This is a genomic window from Mucilaginibacter pallidiroseus (assembly GCF_007846085.1).
Taxonomy (GTDB): Bacteria; Bacteroidota; Bacteroidia; order Sphingobacteriales; family Sphingobacteriaceae; genus Mucilaginibacter; species Mucilaginibacter pallidiroseus.
Genome location: NZ_VOEJ01000002.1, coordinates 181,043 through 198,821 on the forward strand (window position 1 = coordinate 181,043; position 17,779 = coordinate 198,821).

Genomic DNA, 17,779 nt, shown 5'->3' on the forward strand with positions numbered 1-17,779 from the left:
ATTAATGCAAACATCCAACCTTAGCGGCAATGTAAAAACCGCTTACGACGAGTTTTATACCAAGCACAGTGAAGACTGGCGTATGCTAGGTGCCAAATACAAGGCCCAGCATATTGTAAATGTTTGCAGCGGCCAATCGTTCAAAACCGTTTTGGAAGTTGGCGCTGGCGATGGTAGCATTCTTAAATACCTATCAGACTGGAACTTTGCGCCCGAATATCACGCTGTTGAAATTTCGGACAGTGGCGTGGCTCACATCCGCTCAAGGCAAATCAAGAATCTGGCTTCGGTGCAAGAGTTTGACGGCTATACCCTGCCTTTTGCGGACAACAGTATCGACCTGATTATCCTCTCGCATGTATTAGAACATGTGGAGCATGAACGTATGCTGCTACGGGAGTTAAAGCGGGTAGGTAAACGTTTTGCTATAGAAGTACCTATAGATTATAAGCCCAATGTTGATAAGCGTATAAAGCATTTCTTGGCTTACGGACATATAAATGTTTACACGCCAACTGCACTACGCTATCTTTTGCAAACTGAGGGCTTTGTGATTGAAAAGGGCCTCCCCTCGATGATTGAACCTGAGGTAACCCGCTTTAATACCTTTAACAATCAAAAAAAATCAAAGAGCTTTGCAGCCAGCCTAAAAATCGCGGCCGAGTATCTTGCCAAAAATACGTTAGCCAAACTTGGAGGCACCAAATGGCAGGAAAAGCTGGCCAACGCCTACACTGTGCTTTGCACAAAAACAAACAAGCAGGCCGACATCTTTTAGGCTGATAGATAGAATTGTCCCCTCAAAACATAAGCTTATAAAGCGCGTATTCTTACAAGTTTTAACCTGTATTAAACAAAAATCGCCTAAAAACATTAATTCTGTAAATTTTGATTCGGATATTGGTATCTGATTTGCAAACTACGGCTGATAGTATGCTTTTACATCGTTAAAAAACAGTACAGCTTTGTCACAAAAACCTGCATTAAACTATATACCTGCCCTTACAGGTGTGCGCGCATTGGCTGCATACCTGGTTTTTATATCGCACTACTCGTACGCATTTGATGAAAATTTTCCTCATGCTGTGCAATGCTTTCTTGGCGAATTCCATATTGGAGTAACCATCTTTTTTGTACTGTCGGGTTTTTTAATTGCATTCAGGTATTTCGACACATTTCAACTAACCGGCGACTGGTTCAGGCAATATTTTAAGAATCGCGTGGCGCGTATTTACCCCATGTACTTTTTACTTACGCTGGCTGCCTTTATAAGCTATTACTTTACCAAAGATCCAAAAACCACAAACGGCTTTGGCAGCCCCATAGGGTTGTTCTTTATGCACATAACCTTTGTACGTGGTTTTTTTGATCAGCTTAACTTCACCGGCATTGCACAGGGCTGGAGCTTAACTGTTGAGGAGTGCTTTTACTTTACTGCACCGTTTGCATTTTACATTGCCCAAAAGTACCGCAAATTTTACATACAGCCTGTGGTAATTACATTAATTGGCGTAACACTGGTGTTGATATTTCGTAATGTAAATTGGTATGGCTTCTTTGGCAATTTTAGCTTCATGTTTCTTTATACGTTTTTGGGGCGCTGTTTCGAGTTTTATGTAGGTATACAATTAGCGCTTATTGTCCGTAAAAAAGAGCTTACCGGGCAGGCCAAAAGCTGGTATACGTATTTAGGTTTTGCACTCATATTTGTTTGCGTTTGGATCATATCTTTAATGCCCATACCCGAAGGTAAAATTGCGGGCCTATACCATCCTGGCGGCATATTTACCAATAACTACTTGCTGCCAATAGCAATAGCCCTGTTCTTTTACGGGCTGCTTACCGAAACGACGATCCTTAAAAAAATCTTATCGAACAAGTTTGTTGAGCTGCTGGGCAAAAGCTCTTACATATTTTACCTGATACACTTGGGTTGGATGTATGACCTGCTGCACAAAAACTTTAATAAATGGAACGACGACATTTTTGAGCTTTATGACAAATGGGGCAAAGACTGGAATTCGCCTTTTCAATACGATTGGCTAAATGTGGTTTATGCTTTTATCATCTTAAATGCGGTATCAATACTATTATTCAGGTGGATTGAAGAGCCGATGAACCATTATATACGTAAGTCAAACTTTCTGATCAAGTACAAACAAAAAACAACCATTAGCGGCTAATAGCCGTTTAAGGATATTATTTACGCAATGCAACTATCAAAAAGTATAAAATTTTGCCTGCTCTCCTTAGGTCTTGTTATGGGCGCCTGCTATGCCGTATCAGCCCAGAACGAGGAAAAAGAAATATCAACCGTGCTTACAGCGGGTAGTAAAAACGCCATTTTTAGCAATAACGCAAAATATACTTTCGAGGTTAAAAACCCTACCGGTACCGAGCAAACGGGCACGGTATCTTACGTCATCAGTCAGCATAATAAAAATATCGATTCAAGTGTAGTTAAGGTAAAAATCGGCAAGCATAGCTCAGAAAAATACAGCTTTGATATGCCCGCTTTTAAAGCCGGCTTTTACAAGGTTAACTTTATGGTTAACATAACCGAGTATGATGATACTACCCGTCGTGTCTTCGGTATTCGTCCTGAAGAGATACGTTCGCAATACCCCAAACCGGCAGATTTTGATGCATTTTGGCAAAAAGCAAAAGATGAGCTGGCGCAGGTAAAGCCACAGTTTAAGGTAACGCCCATGCCTAAGCTTAACACAAGCAACCGTAATGTGTACGCCATCGAAATGAAATCATTAGATAACATGACCATTCGCGGGTGGATGACAGTACCAATGACAAAAAGCAAAAGCCGCAAATTTTCGGTATTGCTGGGTTTGCCGGGCTACCAGGTAAACCTGTCGCCCATTGTTGGTAATGACGAGGATTTGGCTATTATAACGCTAAATGTAAGGGGCCAGGGTAACAGCCGCGGCCCTATTGATACCCGCCGTGATGAGTTTATTTTTTATCGGGTTGAAGACAGGGACAACTACGTTATGCGCGGCGTAATTATGGATTGCCTCCGCGGTGTCGACTTTATATTCTCGCGTCCCGAACTTAAGCATGATAACATCCTGGTATCTGGTGGTAGTATGGGCGGATGGCTGGCTATGGCTACAGCATCTTTAGACAAAAGGGTAAATCTATGCTCCACCCAAAACCCTATTCTTTGTGATGTTTACAACCTTGATGGGGAAGTTACCTGGCCAATACGCGACATTAAGAAATACGTACGAACCCAGCCCGGCCTTACGCTGAAAAAAGTGTTGGATAACCTTGCGTATTACGATGGTAAAAACTTTGCCTACAACATTAAATGCCCCCTTATAATGGGTATTGGCTTGCTTGACCCATATGCCCCGCCTGCTGCCGAATATGCTACTTACAACGTGCTTACCGATAGCAAGCGCATAATGGTGTTTAAAGACCTTGGTCATGAGATAAGCCAATCATACAAAGAGCTTGAAGGGCGCTGGATGCGTGATACTTTTGCATTATTTTAACAGTTACCAGAATGAATTACACACTTACCCGAACAAAGTATTTGCTTACCCTTTTGGTGCTGCTAACCGCCGCAGGCAAAAGCTTTGGCGGCGGTTTCCCCGTGCGGCCAAAGCGCTTATTGCTGTCGCCCTCTTTTACATATTTCACTGCATCAAAAAACTGGGATTCGCTACGTGTTAAAAACAGCTTCCCCGATAACGGGCGTTTTACCTCATTGGGCTTCCAGTTATACGGCGAGTACGGCCTTAGCCGCCGGTTTACCCTTGTGGGCTTGCTGCCCTATGTTAACAATACTTATGAGGATGATAAAAGCAAAACCGTAAGCCGCGGCCTTACCGATCTTGAGGTAGGTATCCGTTACTACGCCTTTAATATCGACTATCGCTATTATTTTACGGTACAAGGCACTTACGTTACGCCATTGTATAATGACCCATCGTTAGGATACCGCCAGCAAGGTGCCGAAATTAAGCTTGCTTTTGCGGGTAGCGGCAAGGTGTTTGGCAAAAACTATTACTTCACTGCAGAGAATGGCTTTCGCCAGTATTTTGGCAACCAGGGGCCGTTTCAGGACAGGTATAACGCCACCTTTGGTTTGACATTGGACAGGAAGTTTAGGCATCAGATTTCGGCTTCTGTAAGTGGTTTTTACTCAAAAAGTAACTTCACAAGATTTTCGCCTATCCAAGCAACCAATAAAAATTTTGCGTTTAACCAGGTTTCGCTTACTTACGGCTATACCTTTAGCAACAGGTTCTCAACATTTTTTTCAGGTGGTAAATTTGTAAGCGGTCGTAACACTGGTGCAGGCACAACCGCATCTGTATCGTTTTTGGTAAAACCATTCAGATAATAGCATTTAAAAACATGGGTAAACTACTTATAGCCTTTATACTTTTTCCGTTTTGCTGTCTGGCACAAAGCGCCGAAACTTATATTAAGGTAGGCAATACCGAAGCGGGTGCTAAAAATTATACCGGCGCCATTGAAGATTTTAACAAAGCCCTACAACTAGAGCCGTCAAACAGCAAGGCCTTTTTTTATCGTGGCAATGCATACAATAACCTTAAGCAGTACCCTAAAGCGGTGCAGGACTACGATAAGGCCATTTCGCTTGATCCTAACAATGCCTACGCGTATTTTTATCGTGGTAACGTTAATAACGAACTGCAGAAATATAACGAGGCTATAGCCGACTTTACCAAAGCTATTTCGATATCACCCATTGCTGATATGTACCATTACCGGGCCAATGCTAAAGCTAACCTGGGCGATAACGCGGGTGCCGTGGCCGATTTTAACGAGGCAATAAAGCTGGCACCAAACAAAGCTGCTTTGTATGAATACCGTGGCGTGGCCAAAGCCAACCTAAATGACAACCAGGGTGCCATTGCCGATTATGACACCGCCGTTCGCCTTGACCCTAAAAACTCCGACCTTATTTATTACCGGGCCAACTCAAAAGGCAACATTGGCGATTACAGGGGTGCTATTGCTGACTATACCGCTGCCCTGGCCATCAACCCCAAAAATGCTGAGGCAGTTTTTTATCGCGGTAACGCATACGGTAATATCAAAAACTACACTGCTGCCGTTGCCGATTATAAAAAAGCTATAACTCTTAACCCTAAGCTACCTAACCTTTATAAGTACTTGGCCAACGCTTTAAGCAACAGCGGTAATAAAAAAGATGCGCTTTCTTACTTTAACGAGGCGGCAAAAACCGACCCTAACAATGCCGATGCATATGTGCTGCGCGGTACGGTTAAAAATAACCTTGGCGATGCCGAGGGTGCCCGTGCAGATCTTGATAAAGCCATTGAATTAAGCGGTAAAAGTTCTGAAGCCTATCAAAACCGTGCGGATGTTTTGCTTAACGCCAAAGATTTCAACGGCGCTAAAGAGGATGCGGATAAGGCAATTGAGTTGAGTAGTAAAAACGGTTATGCTTACATAACCAGAGCAAGGGCAAACCTCGAATTAAAGGACACCACAGGTGCGCTCGCCGATATTGCGCAGGGCATAAAACTAATTCCGACTTACGATTACCAGTACGTGGTACTGGGTAATATACAATTTGACAGGCACGATTATGCAGCTGCCGTAGCAAGCTATACCAAGGGTTTACAATATTCGCCTGCAAATACTGAGACATTTTTAAAACGCGGAACTGCACGTTTAAAAAATGGCGACCGAGCCGGAGCCATAGCCGACTATAAAAAGATTGCCGAAATAGGTACAGATAACGACAACTTGTATGCACGCATGATTAAAGCCATTACTAAAGGTGGCTTTTATAAAGAGGGTTTACCGCTTTTTAATGATTTGGTTGCTAAGAACGGCAGGAATGCAAACTTTTTGGTTGGACGGGGATGGGCAAGAAAAAACTCGGGCGATATAAACGGAGCTTTGCTCGATTATAACGCGGCTATAAAGATTGACAGCACCTCGTCTGATGCGTACAGCTACCGTGGCAGCGCCAAGCTCGAACTGAAAGATTATGAAGGCGCACTGGCCGATGTTGCTAAAGCCATTAAAATACACGAAGGCGAAGAAGAGCCTTATATCATTCGTGCCCGCATAAGGCTGGCCATGAAAAATTACCAGGGAGCTGTTGATGATTACAATACGGTAATTTTTATCAACCTCAATAACACGGTGATGTTTGCCAATCGCGGCTATGCACGCAGCTTTTTGAACGATGTAGAGCGCGCTAATGCCGACTTTAATTATGCGCTAAAACTCGAACCCAACAACGCCCAGATTTATTACCAGCGCGGCAGGGCACGAATCAACTTTAAAGACACTACGGGCGCCTGCGCAGATTTTCAGAAGGCAATATCACTCGGCTCGACACTTGCCGCTGATGAAGCTAAAAAGTACTGTAAATAGTGAATACTGCCCTTATTGGTAATTTTAGTTATTAAGCGATCCTTGCGAGGAGCGCAGCGACGAAGCAATCGCGCCGTGTATATAAACAAGCGACGAGATTGCCACATTACAGTTCATAACGACATGTAGTTGGAGATTAAGTGAAATAAAAAAAGCGCCCTGTTTCTGCAGGGCGCTTTTTTGGTATCTGGGTTTACAGCAAATTATTCCTCAACCATTTCGCTGTTGGGGTTGCTTATTTCAGGTTCTTCCTGTTTAAAGTAACGCTTCTGATTTATCAGGATCATGAATACGCCAACGGAAATAGCAGCATCGGCCAGGTTAAACACCGGGCGGAAGAATATATACTCTTCGCCCCCCCATACAGGGAGCCATTTAGGGAAGTGACCTGTCAACAATGGGAAGTAAAACATATCAACTACGCGCCCGTGAAACAGCGGTGCATAGTTGTAAATAATACCGTAAAAAGCAGAATCAATAATATTACCAACGGCTCCGGCAAATATCAGGGCTACCATCATAATTAAGCCGCGATGATATTTGTGCTTAATAAGGTGTACCAAACCGTAACCAATACCGCAAACAGCAACAATGCGAAAAAGGGTTAAGGCAAGTTTGCCCAGTTCGCCGCCAAGCTCCATCCCGAAGGCCATACCATTATTTTCGGTATAGTGCAGCATGCCACGGTTGCCAAGCAAAGGTATCTCCTCTTGCAATTGCATGTGGGTACGTACCCATATTTTAATTGCCTGGTCAAGTAGAATAATAAGAGCAGCAATAAAAAAAGGTTTAGTGTAGGCAGCCTTCATCTATTGCTTCAATTTAGCTTCCATGGTCATGGTAGTGTGAGGCACGGCACGCAGGCGCTCTTTTGGTATCAGTTTGCCTGTTACTTTGCAAATGCCGTATGTTTTGTTCTCGATACGTACCAAAGCCGCTTCCAACTGCTCAATAAATTTCTTTTGGCGCGCAGCAAGCTGGTTTATTTGCTCTTTCTCTAAAGTAGCAGACCCATCCTCAAGCGTTTTATAAGTGCCGGCAGTATCGTCGGTACCGTTTGCATTGGGGTTGCTTAACGAGCTTGCCAATGAGTTTAACTCCTCTTTTGAGCTACGAAGTTTATCTAACAAAAGCTCTTTAAATTCTTTTAATTCTGCGTCAGAATATCTTGTCTTTTCGTTTTCCATTTAATTTTTACTTATAGCAATCAAAATTTTGTTTCCGTCTATCTCAGTTTCGTCGCCCTGTGTAATGGCTTCATTCTGAGTAAGGCGCTCGGCCAAAACTTCGGCGCTGATGTAAATTATGTTTGATTCAACAGCCTGCCAAATTCCGGCATCGCAGCTGGTCTCCACCACAATTTTATCTGTTACGTCAAATCCTTTTGCCTTGCGCAGGTTTTGTACGCGGTTAATAAACTCACGTGCAATACCTTCCTGCTTCAATTCTTCGGTTATCGTAACATCTAAAGCAACAGTTAGTTTTCCCAAATTTGCAACCTGCCAGCCCGGTACATCTTCGGCTATAATTTCAACATCGCTAGGTAGTATCGAGTATTTGTTATCAAGTACCTGTATGCTGCCGTTTGTTTCCAGTTCGGTTATATCATCCTGCGTAAAGGCATTTATAGCGGCAGCAACATCCTTCATATCCTTACCCACTTTAGCACCAAGAGCCTTAAAGTTTGGTTTGATCTTCTTTTTGATGAAGCCCGCAGTATCGGTAATGTACTCGATATCCTTAATGTTGGTTTCGGACAGGATAAGTTCTTTTACCTTCTCAACCTGTTCTTTAAAGTTATTATCAAGGATAGGCAACAAAATCTTGCTTAGCGGGCGGCGTACCGGGATCTCGATCTTTTTACGTAGGGATAATACCAATGAAGATATATCCTGCGCCATTTGCATACGCTCCTCAAGCGCTTTATCAACCACATCGTTATGATACTCGGGGTAGTATGCCAGGTGTACCGATTCAAACGCCTCCTTACCGGTAACGCTGTTAAGATCCGTATACAGACGCTCAGCAAAAAATGGCGCAATCGGCGACATCAATTTGCTGATGGTTATTAAACAGGTGTAAAGTGTTTGGTATGCCGATAGTTTATCATCAGAGTTGTCAGATTTCCAGAAACGGCGACGGCTCAAACGGATGTACCAATTGCTAAAATGCTCGTCAACAAATTCCTGTACCGCACGGGCAGCTTTAGTAGGCTCAAAATCGGCGTAGTAACCATCAACCTCTTTGCTTAACGTATTTAGCAGGGAAATGATCCAACGGTCAAGCTCTGGGCGTTGATCGATAGCTATTTCCGCCTCTTCATATTTAAACTTATCAATGTTGGCATAAAGCACAAAGAACGAGTAGGTGTTATAAAGCGTTCCGAAGAATTTACGGCGCACCTCGTCTATACCGTCGACATTGAATTTAAGGTTATCCCATGGTGCAGCATTGCTGATCATGTACCAACGGGCCGCATCGGCACCAAACTGCTCAATAGTTTCAAAAGGATCGACACCATTGCCCAAACGTTTAGACATTTTGTTGCCGTTTTTATCGAGCACCAAACCGTTGGAGATTACGTTTTTAAAGGCGATACCTTTGTTGCCTACTTTTTCGTTAACGGCTTTAATTTCGTCGCTGGCTTCGCTAAGCATTACCGCTATTGCATGCAGGGTAAAGAACCAACCGCGGGTTTGGTCAACACCTTCAGCAATAAAATCTGCCGGGTAAGCCGTTGCAAACTGCTCCTTGTTTTCGAAGGGGAAGTGCCATTGTGCATAAGGCATGGCACCGCTGTCAAACCAAACGTCAATAAGGTCTGTCTCGCGGATCATTTTATTGCCTGCTGATGAGCATAAGATCACATCATCAACATAAGGGCGGTGCATATCTTCCAGCTTAAACCCTTCGGGCATAAAACCTGCAGCAATTGCTTTTTCAATTTCAGCATTCAGTTCAGCTATCGAGCCGATGCATTTTTCTTCGGTGCCATTTTCCTCGCGCCAGATAGGCAGCGGGGTACCCCAGTAACGTGAGCGCGAAAGGTTCCAGTCAACAAGGTTTTCCAGCCAGTTACCAAAACGGCCTGTACCAGTGCTCTCCGGCTTCCAGTTGATGGTTTTGTTAAGCTCAACCAGTTTCTCTTTTACCGCGGTGGTGCGGATAAACCAGCTATCGAGCGGGTAGTAAAGTATAGGCTCATCGCTGCGCCACGAGTGCGGGTAGCTGTGCTCGTATTTTTGTACGTTGAAGGCCTTGTTCTCTTCCTTAAGTTTTATCGATATCAAAACATCCGTAGGCTTAAAGTCGGCAGCGGCGCGTTCATCGTTATTGTAATACTCTTCTTTAACATAACGGCCTGCAAAATCACTAACCTCTTCAACAAAGCGACCCTGCTTGTCAACCAGCGGTACTTCTTTGCCAAATTCATCCTTTACCATTACAGATGGCACGTTGTTTTCCTTACATGCCCTAAAGTCATCCGCACCAAAAACAGATGCAGTGTGTACTATTCCTGTACCGTCACCGGTGGTAACAAAATCAGCCGGGATAACACGGAAAGCATTTTGCTCCAACTCCGCATTGGTTACATAAGGCATCAATTGCTCATAGTGTATGCCAACAAGGTCGGTACCTTTGCACTCGCCTTTTATTTGCCATGGGATGATTTTATCGCCGCCTTTGTAGTCTTCAAAAGATGCGTTCTCGCCATCGGCTTTAAAGTATTTACCAACAAGCTCTTTAGCCAACACCACGCAAACAGGCGCGTATGTGTATGGGTTGAACGTGGCAATTTTTACGTAGGTAATATCCTCGCCAACGGCCAGTGCGCAGTTTGATGGCAATGTCCATGGTGTGGTTGTCCACGCCAGGATATAAACGTCGGTATCAACGCCATCAAACAGGAAAGCCGAATCGCCATCCTTTTTAACCTTAAACTGAGCGGTAATGGTAGTATCCTTTACCATTTTGTAAGTGCCGGGCTGGTTAAGCTCATGCGAGCTCAGGCCCGTACCCGATTTTGGCGAATATGGCTGTACAGTGTAACCCTTGTATAAAAAGTCCTTTTTATACAGTTCCTTCAGTATCCACCAAAGGGTTTCGATGTATTCGTTTTCGTAGGTCACGTATGGGTTTTCAAGGTCAACCCAGTAACCCATCTTTTCGGTAAGGTCGTTCCACACGTCGGTATAACGCATTACCTCCTTGCGGCAGGCATCGTTATACTCTTTTACAGTGATCTTTTTACCAATATCGTCTTTAGTGATGCCAAGGGCTTTTTCAACAGCAAGCTCAATAGGAAGGCCGTGGGTATCCCAACCGCCTTTGCGCTTAACCTGGTAACCCTTAAGGGTTTTGTAACGGCAAAAAATATCCTTAATAGAGCGGGCCATTACGTGGTGTATACCCGGCATACCATTGGCACTTGGCGGGCCCTCGTAAAAAGTATATGGATTACTGGCCGGCCTGCTGCTGATGCTCTTCTCAAATATGTTGTTCTGTTGCCAGAAATCAAGAATTTCTTTGCCTGTTTGCGACAGGTTTAACTGTTTATATTCCTTGTACATCAATATGTTCGCGTCGAATTTTAAAGGTTGCAAAAATAGGTAATTTTATCTTAAAAAGGTAGCAGTAGGGTAATTATGACACCCCTGTTGTGCTATAATGATGCTGTTTGCCTGCCCATTGCCTCTTCTATACCAAGCCCAATTAAACAAAGCTTTAAATTGACGACTTCGACGCAGGATTTGTGATAATGCAAAATTTATATATTTGGATAAATACGTCGAACTTATGAAGTTTAAATACGCCCCTATACTTGCCATTACCGCCTTGATTGCAGGATGCGCAGGTAACGATAAAAAAGCAGCAGAAAGCACTACTGATACTGCAATGGCTGCCGATATTAAACAGCATATAGCAGTGCTGGCTAACGACAGCATGCTTGGCCGCAAACCATTCGGCCCGGGCGAAACCAAGACCATCAATTATATATTAAATGAGTTTAAAAAACTGGGGCTCGAGCCTGGCAACAACGGCAGCTATTACCAGGAAGTGCCTTTGGTTGAGATAACCAGCACACCCGCTGATATGCATATAAGCGGAAAGGAAACGGCAGACCTAAAGCCCGGAGTTGACTTTGTTGCCGCTACCCGCCGCGAGGTTGATACGCTGAACTTAAAAAACTCGCCGCTGGTATTTGCAGGCTTTGGCGTGGTAGCACCAGAGTATGGCTGGAACGATTATAAAGGACTGGATGTTAAAGGCAAAACGGTATTGGTTTTAGTTAACGACCCTGGCTTTAAAGCCAAGGAAAAACTATTTAAAGGCGATACCATGAGTTACTATGGCCGCTGGACATACAAATATGAGGAGGCTGCCAGGCAAGGCGCGGCAGGTGTGATCATCATACACCAAACTGAGCCCGCAAGCTATGGCTGGCAGGTTATACAAACCAGTTTTATGGGCGCAAAACTGCATTTGCAACAGGCCGATAAGCACATGAACCGCTGCAAGGTTGAAGGCTGGATAACCGAAGATGCCGCCAAAAAGTTATTGGCCGCAGCAGGCATCACGGAAGACATGCGCGACTATGCTCGCAAAAAGGACTTTAAGGCTGTGGCGCTTAACAGCACTGCATCGGTAGCTATTACAAATAAGTTGAAATATGCAAAATCGCATAACGTTATCGCAACGCTTAAAGGCAGCACCCGGCGAAACGAGTATATTTTGTACAGCGCCCATTGGGACCACCTGGGCACCGGCAAGCCCGACGCCAAAGGCGACAGCATTTACAACGGCGCTATTGATAATGCCAGTGGTGTAGCCGCCGTTTTAGCGGTTGCCAAAAAATTTGTAAGCCAAAAAGAAAAGCCTCAGCGTTCCATAGTTTTCCTGATGGTAACGGCAGAAGAACAGGGATTATTAGGGTCTGAATATTATGGAACGCATCCTGTTTATCCGCTCAATAAAACGGTTGCCAATTTAAATCTTGATGCCCTGTCGGACTTTGGCGAAACCCGCAACCTGAGTATTACAGGAAAAGGCCAAAACGACCTGGATGATTATGTGGAGGCCGATGCCAAAGCACATGGCTGGACGGTTGAGGGCGATGGCAACCCCGGCTCGGGCGGTTATTACCGGTCAGATCATTTTAACTTTGCTAAGGTTGGTGTGCCCGCCTTAGATATGCATACAGGCAATGACGCCGTTAATGGCGGCAAAGAGCTTGGCGAAAAGAGAGGCAATGAATATGGCGACACTAAATACCATCAGCCTGCCGATAATTACTATCCCGAAATGAATACAAACGGTATGGCACAGGCAGCTGATATACTTTACCGCATCGGGCTAAAATTAAGCAATGAAACCACCTTCCCCGGCTGGAAACCAGGTTCCGAATTTAAAGCGATAAGGGAAAAATCGATGAAGTAAAATTTTAAACATCAAAAGGCCGAAACGTTTTGCTTCGGCTTTTTGTAATTTGTGATCGGGTTATTATATTTAACAAAACCTTATCATGAAAAAAATTTTGGTTACCACCACCGAAACACTTCAAGGCTACGATATTGTTAGCTACATAAAACCCATATTCTCGAACCTTGTGGTTGGGGCAAACTTTTTTAAAGATTTCGGAGCTTCTTTTTCTGATTTTTTTGGAGGTCGATCAACCCTTTACGAAAGAAACCTGCACTTGCTCAACGAGCAGGCAATGCAAACTCTAATTGTGAAAGCTAAAGAGATCGGCGCAAATTGCGTGTTGGGCATGAAAGTGGATGTGGATGAAATTAGTGGAAAAAACATGCAGATGTTTATGGTTACCGCATGGGGTACTGCTGTAATTGCAGTAAAAAGTGGCGATACCCGTTTACAAGAAAACTTCAAGGAGGTAGATAAAGAATCTATCAAGGAAAAAGCAAGACTGCTAGTATTGATAAATGAATCTGCTAAAGAAGGCTTTAAGCTGACATTAAAGGATCTTGAATTTATCGTAGAGACTAAGTCCCCGGAATTTCGACACTTGCTTATAAATAAATATAAACGGCTGGACCCGGCGAACTTTGATGATGCTCAATACAAAAGCATAGTTGCCTTGTATCAAGATTACTTTGCCACACTTGATGCAAATTTGGCAGTTCCTATTGTATATGATGCATTGTTAAAGGAGACAGATAAAAAAGCTATAGACAAAATTACTGAGCTTATTAAAGCAAACGATTTGTTAGATTACGCTTACATCAATCTATTATTGGCTGGCGACAGGGACAGACGACTTATAGCTTTAAACCTTCTTACCGGCGATAAAAAGACTTACGTTACTAACGATATTAACGAACTTAAAAATATCAAAGAACAGTTGGCCAGCGCCTTGCCAATACAAACTACAAGAGGTACTAAAAAAGGATTCCTGTCATCAAACGAAAAGGAGGTTTGGATATGCAGCTGCAATACATCAAACCCACTGGATCAACAATACTGTAGCAACTGCAATAAAGATGAATACGGCTTTAAACCGGGCGAGGTTTCGGTAACTGCAGTTTTACCAATGCTTGAAAATAAAATTCAGGCTTTGAGCAGTCTGTTGTAAATTTGTTTCCTTATGGTTATGTCTAAACAATTTAAGCGCACGGTTTATATGCTGCTTATTGCCATTATTCTTTACTCCGGAACAATGGCAATACCCGAGCTATACTACTCAAAGTACAGGGATTTAATTCAGGGTGCATCGTTTGGATTATTTGTGGCAGGGATATTAAGTGCGGGGATGCTTATCTATAATAAGTATTTTAAAAAATAGCCCGGTTTGCACCGCCATCAACCTGTATAGTTGTACCCGTAATGTACGATGCCTGTGCCGATGCCAGGAAGGCGACTAATGCAGCTAATTCTTCGGGTTCGCCAATGCGCCCCAATGGTATGTTCTTAGCTTTTTCCTTTATTGCTTCTTGCGGGTCGACACCTTGGGGTAGGGTGTGTTTTATACGGTCGGTAAGGATCATGCCGGGTGCAACGTTATTTACCGTGATGTTGTAAGGGCCAAACTCATCGGCCATCAGCTTTGCCATACCAACAACGCCCATCCGCATTGCGGTTGATAGCACCGACCCGGCCAGCACAGCCTTTACAGACCCGCTTATAATATTAATGATTCGCCCTGCACCAGCTTGTTGCATGTATGGCAATACCTGCCTGCTGGTGCGCGCAACGCTAAGCAGGTTAAGGTCAAAGGCTTTTTGCCATTGCTCGTCGTCAAAATTCTCGAACTTGTCAAACGGCGGGCCGCCTGCATTGTTAACCAGTATGTCAATCCTGCCGTAAACAGCCGCTGCTTTTTCAATAAAGGCCTGTAGCTGCGCGGCATCGCTCACGTCAACATCAATTGCCGTAACGTTGTTACCTGTGGCACGGCTTATCTCGAGCGCTGTGTTGCTTAACGCTTCCTGGTTGCGTGAGCCAATAATTACTTTTACACCTTCGGTAGCAAGGGTTGTTGCAATGGCCCTGCCAAGGCCTTTACTGGCAGCAAATACAATGGCAACTTTACCGCTAAGTTTTAAATACATGCAAGTACAACAATGCAAGTTGGTAGCTTGTTCATGATAAGTTATTTGTTATTAATTAAGTTTGCATTTAATGAATAAACTCGTTCGAAGTTTTGGCTTTGCTATTAAAGGGTTGCGGTATGCCCTGGCTACCCAGCAAAATTTCAGGATCCATTGCGTTGCAGCAGTTTTAGCAATTGGGCTGGGCTTGGCTTTACATGTCAGCAATAATGATTGGCAGTGGATAGCCTTATGCATTATGCTGGTTTTGTTAACCGAACTGATAAATACCGGTATTGAAGCCTTGGTTGATCTGGTTTCGCCGGGATACAACGAACTTGCCGGGCGCGTTAAAGATGTTTGTGCAGCAGCCGTACTGCTCACGGCTATATTTTCGCTGGTGACAGGACTTGTCATTTTCGTCCCCAAATTTATATCGCTGTTTTAATTATGCTACATAAAACAAGGGGCATAGTTTTTAAAACCACCGATTACAGCGAAAGTAGTGTAGTGGTACAGATATTTACCGAAAAATTTGGACTGCAATCGTACATGGTTAACGGGGCAAAAAAGCCCAAGGCCAAAATAGGGCGCAATATGTTGCAGCCCCTGGCATTGGTTGATATGGTTGTTTATCACAAAACATCGGGCAGTATACAGCGCATAGCCGAGCTTAAGAATCTGCCGCTATTGCAAACCATCCCCTACGACATTATAAAAAGCTGCCTCGCCATGTTTCTGAATGAGGTACTTTACAAATCAATTAAACAGCAAACGGCAGATGAGCGCACGTTTGATTTTGTGTTTAACGCTATCGAATTGCTGGATAACACCACCACCGGGTTAGCAAACTTCCACCTGATATTCCTGATACAGCTAACACGCTATTTAGGCTTTTACCCCCACGGTAATAACGCTCAAACAGCTGATTATTTTGATATGAAAGATGGCGTATTTAGCCGCTATCGCCCCGAAACACTGAATTATCTTTCGCCTCCGCATACCCGAAATTTTTACAACTTACTGCAAAGCGGCTTCGGGCATATCGCAGATATCCGTTTAAGCAACGACGAGCGACGATACCTTATCAACAAACTGCTGGAGTACTACGCCCTGCATATCGAAAGTTTCGGCAACATTAAATCGCATGAAGTTTTGGAAGAGGTCTTGAGCTAACTTGTTAATTTACTGTAATTTTAATATTAAGTACGTTAATTAATAGTTATCTTCGCGTGCTTTTTTTGCACTCCTAATATCTTTAAACGTTACTTACTTATAATTGCCGTCCTGGCTGCACTATTTATATATAGTTGTAAAAAGGAAACTATCATAAAAACGCCGCCTGTTGATAAGCCGGAAACGCCTGCCAGCCCGGCCACTATAGCCGCAGTAAAAATTGAAGCCAAATACAACAAAGCCTTAACTGAAGATATTGATGCAACTATTGGTACAAATGATACCATAACGGCTGTTTTACCTGCGGCAGATGCCAAAAAGAAACTTGTCATAACATACACACCTACAACCACCGGCCGCATTGTTAGGCTTAATGATACCCTACAGATTAACGGTAGTACTGTTATAGATTACTCCAAAGGGGTGAAGTGCGAAGTAACGGCAAGCAGCGGGGACATTAAGAAATATGTATTAATAGTAAAGGTATTTACCGGCCTGCCGATATTATACATTAACACTACGGCCCCTGTCACCTCTAAAGACAATTACGTAAAAGGCAATGTTACCGTTGATGCAAACACGGGTTTAAGTACCGACAAGGCAAGCCTTTCCACACAAATTAAAGGGCGCGGCAACTCAACCTGGGCACTGTTCCCCAAAAAACCATACAGGCTTAAGCTTGATGCTAAAGCAAGTGTGTTAGGTATGCCGGCTGCAAAAAACTGGGTGTTGCTGGCAAATTATGATGATAAAACCTTAATGCGAAATTACATTGCGCTTAAACTGGCTCGGCGGTTAGGATCGAGCTATGCTGCCGATTGTAAGTTTGTGGAGGTTGTTTTAAACGGCGACCATATTGGCAACTACCTGCTTACCGCCCAGGTGGAGGTGCATGAAAATGGTGTTAACATTGCCGAACTTAAGCCGCAAAACACATCTGCTGATGATATTACGGGCGGATATTTATTGGAGCTTGATACCCGCCTTGATGAGAAATACTGGTTTAAAACCGCCAAAAATCTTCCCTTCACTATTAAATCGCCGGAAGATATTACGCCTGCGCAGTTAAACTATATCCAAACGTATGTGCAAAACGCCGAAAACGCTTTGTTCTCCCCTACCTTTGGCGACCCTAATACTGGCTATGCAAAATATTTTGACGTGGATTCCTTTATCAACTGGTACTTTACCGAAGAGGTTGTTCAAAACCAGGATGGCCGCGATTACAGCAGTATGTTTTATTACAAAGACCGTAATGGCAAAATAGGCATGGGGCCTGTTTGGGATTTTGATTTGAGTGCAGGCAATGTTGATTATTCACCCGCTAAAAATCCTACAGGGATATGGTATATAAGGGATGCTACCTGGATGATGCGCCTTGCCCAGGACCCGGGCTTTATTACGAAGGTGCGTAACCGTTGGGCACAGATAAAGGACCGTGAAGTAAAACAAATATTTACCGATATCGACCAAACAGCCGCTTACCTGAAACTATCTCAACAAAAAAACTTTACAAGATGGCCGATACTTACCAAGTATGTTTGGCCAAATGCAGTTGTGCTGGGCAGTTACGACCTTGAGGTTGCTTACATGAAAGACTTTATAACGCAACGGGTTGGCTGGCTTAACAATAACATGGCTTCGTTTTAGTC

Annotated in this window: 16 protein-coding genes; 11 read left to right on the plus strand and 5 right to left on the minus strand. The window is 43.7% G+C overall.

From position 1 onward, the window contains the following. The first annotated feature begins 4 nt into the window (after positions 1-4). The 5 genes from FPZ43_RS05250 to FPZ43_RS05270 all read left to right on the plus strand — a co-directional run bounded on the left by FPZ43_RS05250 (position 5) and on the right by FPZ43_RS05270 (position 6,405). On the plus strand, positions 5-778 hold the full coding sequence (locus FPZ43_RS05250; protein ID WP_146380809.1) for a class I SAM-dependent methyltransferase: 774 nt from the start codon (positions 5-7) through the stop codon (positions 776-778). A 187-nt stretch (positions 779-965) separates the two neighbouring features. Beyond that, on the plus strand, positions 966-2,183 hold the full coding sequence (locus tag FPZ43_RS05255) for an acyltransferase family protein (RefSeq protein WP_146380810.1): 1,218 nt from the start codon (positions 966-968) through the stop codon (positions 2,181-2,183). Between the two features lie 27 nt (positions 2,184-2,210). After that, positions 2,211-3,512 (plus strand): acetylxylan esterase, encoded by a 1,302-nt coding sequence (locus tag FPZ43_RS05260; RefSeq protein WP_146380811.1) that lies wholly within the window; start codon positions 2,211-2,213, stop codon positions 3,510-3,512. 11 nt (positions 3,513-3,523) lie between these two features. After that, positions 3,524-4,366, plus strand: a complete 843-nt coding sequence (locus FPZ43_RS05265) for a hypothetical protein (RefSeq protein WP_146380812.1) — start codon at positions 3,524-3,526, stop codon at positions 4,364-4,366. 14 nt (positions 4,367-4,380) lie between these two features. Then, positions 4,381-6,405 carry a tetratricopeptide repeat protein gene (locus FPZ43_RS05270; RefSeq protein ID WP_146380813.1) on the plus strand — a complete coding sequence of 675 codons (2,025 nt, stop codon included), beginning with the start codon at positions 4,381-4,383 and terminating at the stop codon, positions 6,403-6,405. A 203-nt stretch (positions 6,406-6,608) separates the two neighbouring features. Here FPZ43_RS05270 and FPZ43_RS05275 read toward each other — a convergent pair whose 3' ends face one another. The 3 genes from FPZ43_RS05275 to ileS are packed head-to-tail and all read right to left on the minus strand — an operon-like array spanning position 6,609 to position 10,976. After that, a complete protein-coding gene (locus FPZ43_RS05275; RefSeq protein ID WP_146380814.1) occupies positions 6,609-7,214 on the minus strand; it encodes a lipoprotein signal peptidase in 606 nt (201 codons plus the stop codon). Further along, a complete protein-coding gene (locus tag FPZ43_RS05280; RefSeq protein WP_146380815.1) occupies positions 7,215-7,592 on the minus strand; it encodes a TraR/DksA family transcriptional regulator in 378 nt (125 codons plus the stop codon). Further along, positions 7,593-10,976, minus strand: a complete 3,384-nt coding sequence (ileS, locus tag FPZ43_RS05285; protein ID WP_146380816.1) for an isoleucine--tRNA ligase — start codon at positions 10,974-10,976, stop codon at positions 7,593-7,595. It lies immediately after the preceding gene. 226 nt (positions 10,977-11,202) lie between these two features. Between ileS and FPZ43_RS05290 the strand changes: the two genes are divergently transcribed. From FPZ43_RS05290 to FPZ43_RS05300, 3 genes are all read left to right on the plus strand, one after another. After that, complete coding sequence (locus FPZ43_RS05290; protein ID WP_146380817.1) at positions 11,203-12,843, plus strand: M28 family metallopeptidase; 1,641 nt, start codon at positions 11,203-11,205, stop codon at positions 12,841-12,843. An 85-nt stretch (positions 12,844-12,928) separates the two neighbouring features. Beyond that, positions 12,929-13,996 carry a YbjQ family protein gene (locus FPZ43_RS05295; protein ID WP_146380818.1) on the plus strand — a complete coding sequence of 356 codons (1,068 nt, stop codon included), beginning with the start codon at positions 12,929-12,931 and terminating at the stop codon, positions 13,994-13,996. Between the two features lie 18 nt (positions 13,997-14,014). Continuing rightward, positions 14,015-14,206, plus strand: coding sequence for a hypothetical protein (locus tag FPZ43_RS05300; protein WP_146380819.1), 192 nt, complete (start codon positions 14,015-14,017; stop codon positions 14,204-14,206). Here the strand turns inward: FPZ43_RS05300 and FPZ43_RS05305 are convergent. Further along, positions 14,196-14,972 carry an SDR family oxidoreductase gene (locus FPZ43_RS05305; protein ID WP_146380820.1) on the minus strand — a complete coding sequence of 259 codons (777 nt, stop codon included), beginning with the start codon at positions 14,970-14,972 and terminating at the stop codon, positions 14,196-14,198. The genes FPZ43_RS05300 and FPZ43_RS05305 overlap by 11 nt on opposite strands. Positions 14,973-15,042: 70 nt before the next feature. On the opposite strand from FPZ43_RS05305, the gene FPZ43_RS05310 reads away from it, so the two are divergent. Together FPZ43_RS05310 and recO are read left to right on the plus strand one after the other, a co-directional pair. Next, positions 15,043-15,399, plus strand: a complete 357-nt coding sequence (locus FPZ43_RS05310) for a diacylglycerol kinase family protein (RefSeq protein ID WP_146380821.1) — start codon at positions 15,043-15,045, stop codon at positions 15,397-15,399. A 2-nt stretch (positions 15,400-15,401) separates the two neighbouring features. After that, positions 15,402-16,127, plus strand: coding sequence for a DNA repair protein RecO (gene recO, locus FPZ43_RS05315; RefSeq protein WP_146380822.1), 726 nt, complete (start codon positions 15,402-15,404; stop codon positions 16,125-16,127). 89 nt (positions 16,128-16,216) lie between these two features. Here the strand turns inward: recO and FPZ43_RS19230 are convergent, their stop codons facing one another. Then, a complete protein-coding gene (locus tag FPZ43_RS19230) occupies positions 16,217-16,489 on the minus strand; it encodes a hypothetical protein (protein WP_186461767.1) in 273 nt (90 codons plus the stop codon). A gap of 61 nt (positions 16,490-16,550) precedes the next feature. Between FPZ43_RS19230 and FPZ43_RS05320 the strand changes: the two genes are divergently transcribed. Continuing rightward, entirely contained in the window at positions 16,551-17,777 is a 1,227-nt protein-coding gene (locus FPZ43_RS05320) for a CotH kinase family protein (RefSeq protein WP_186461768.1), read from the plus strand. Positions 17,778-17,779 lie beyond the last annotated feature (2 nt).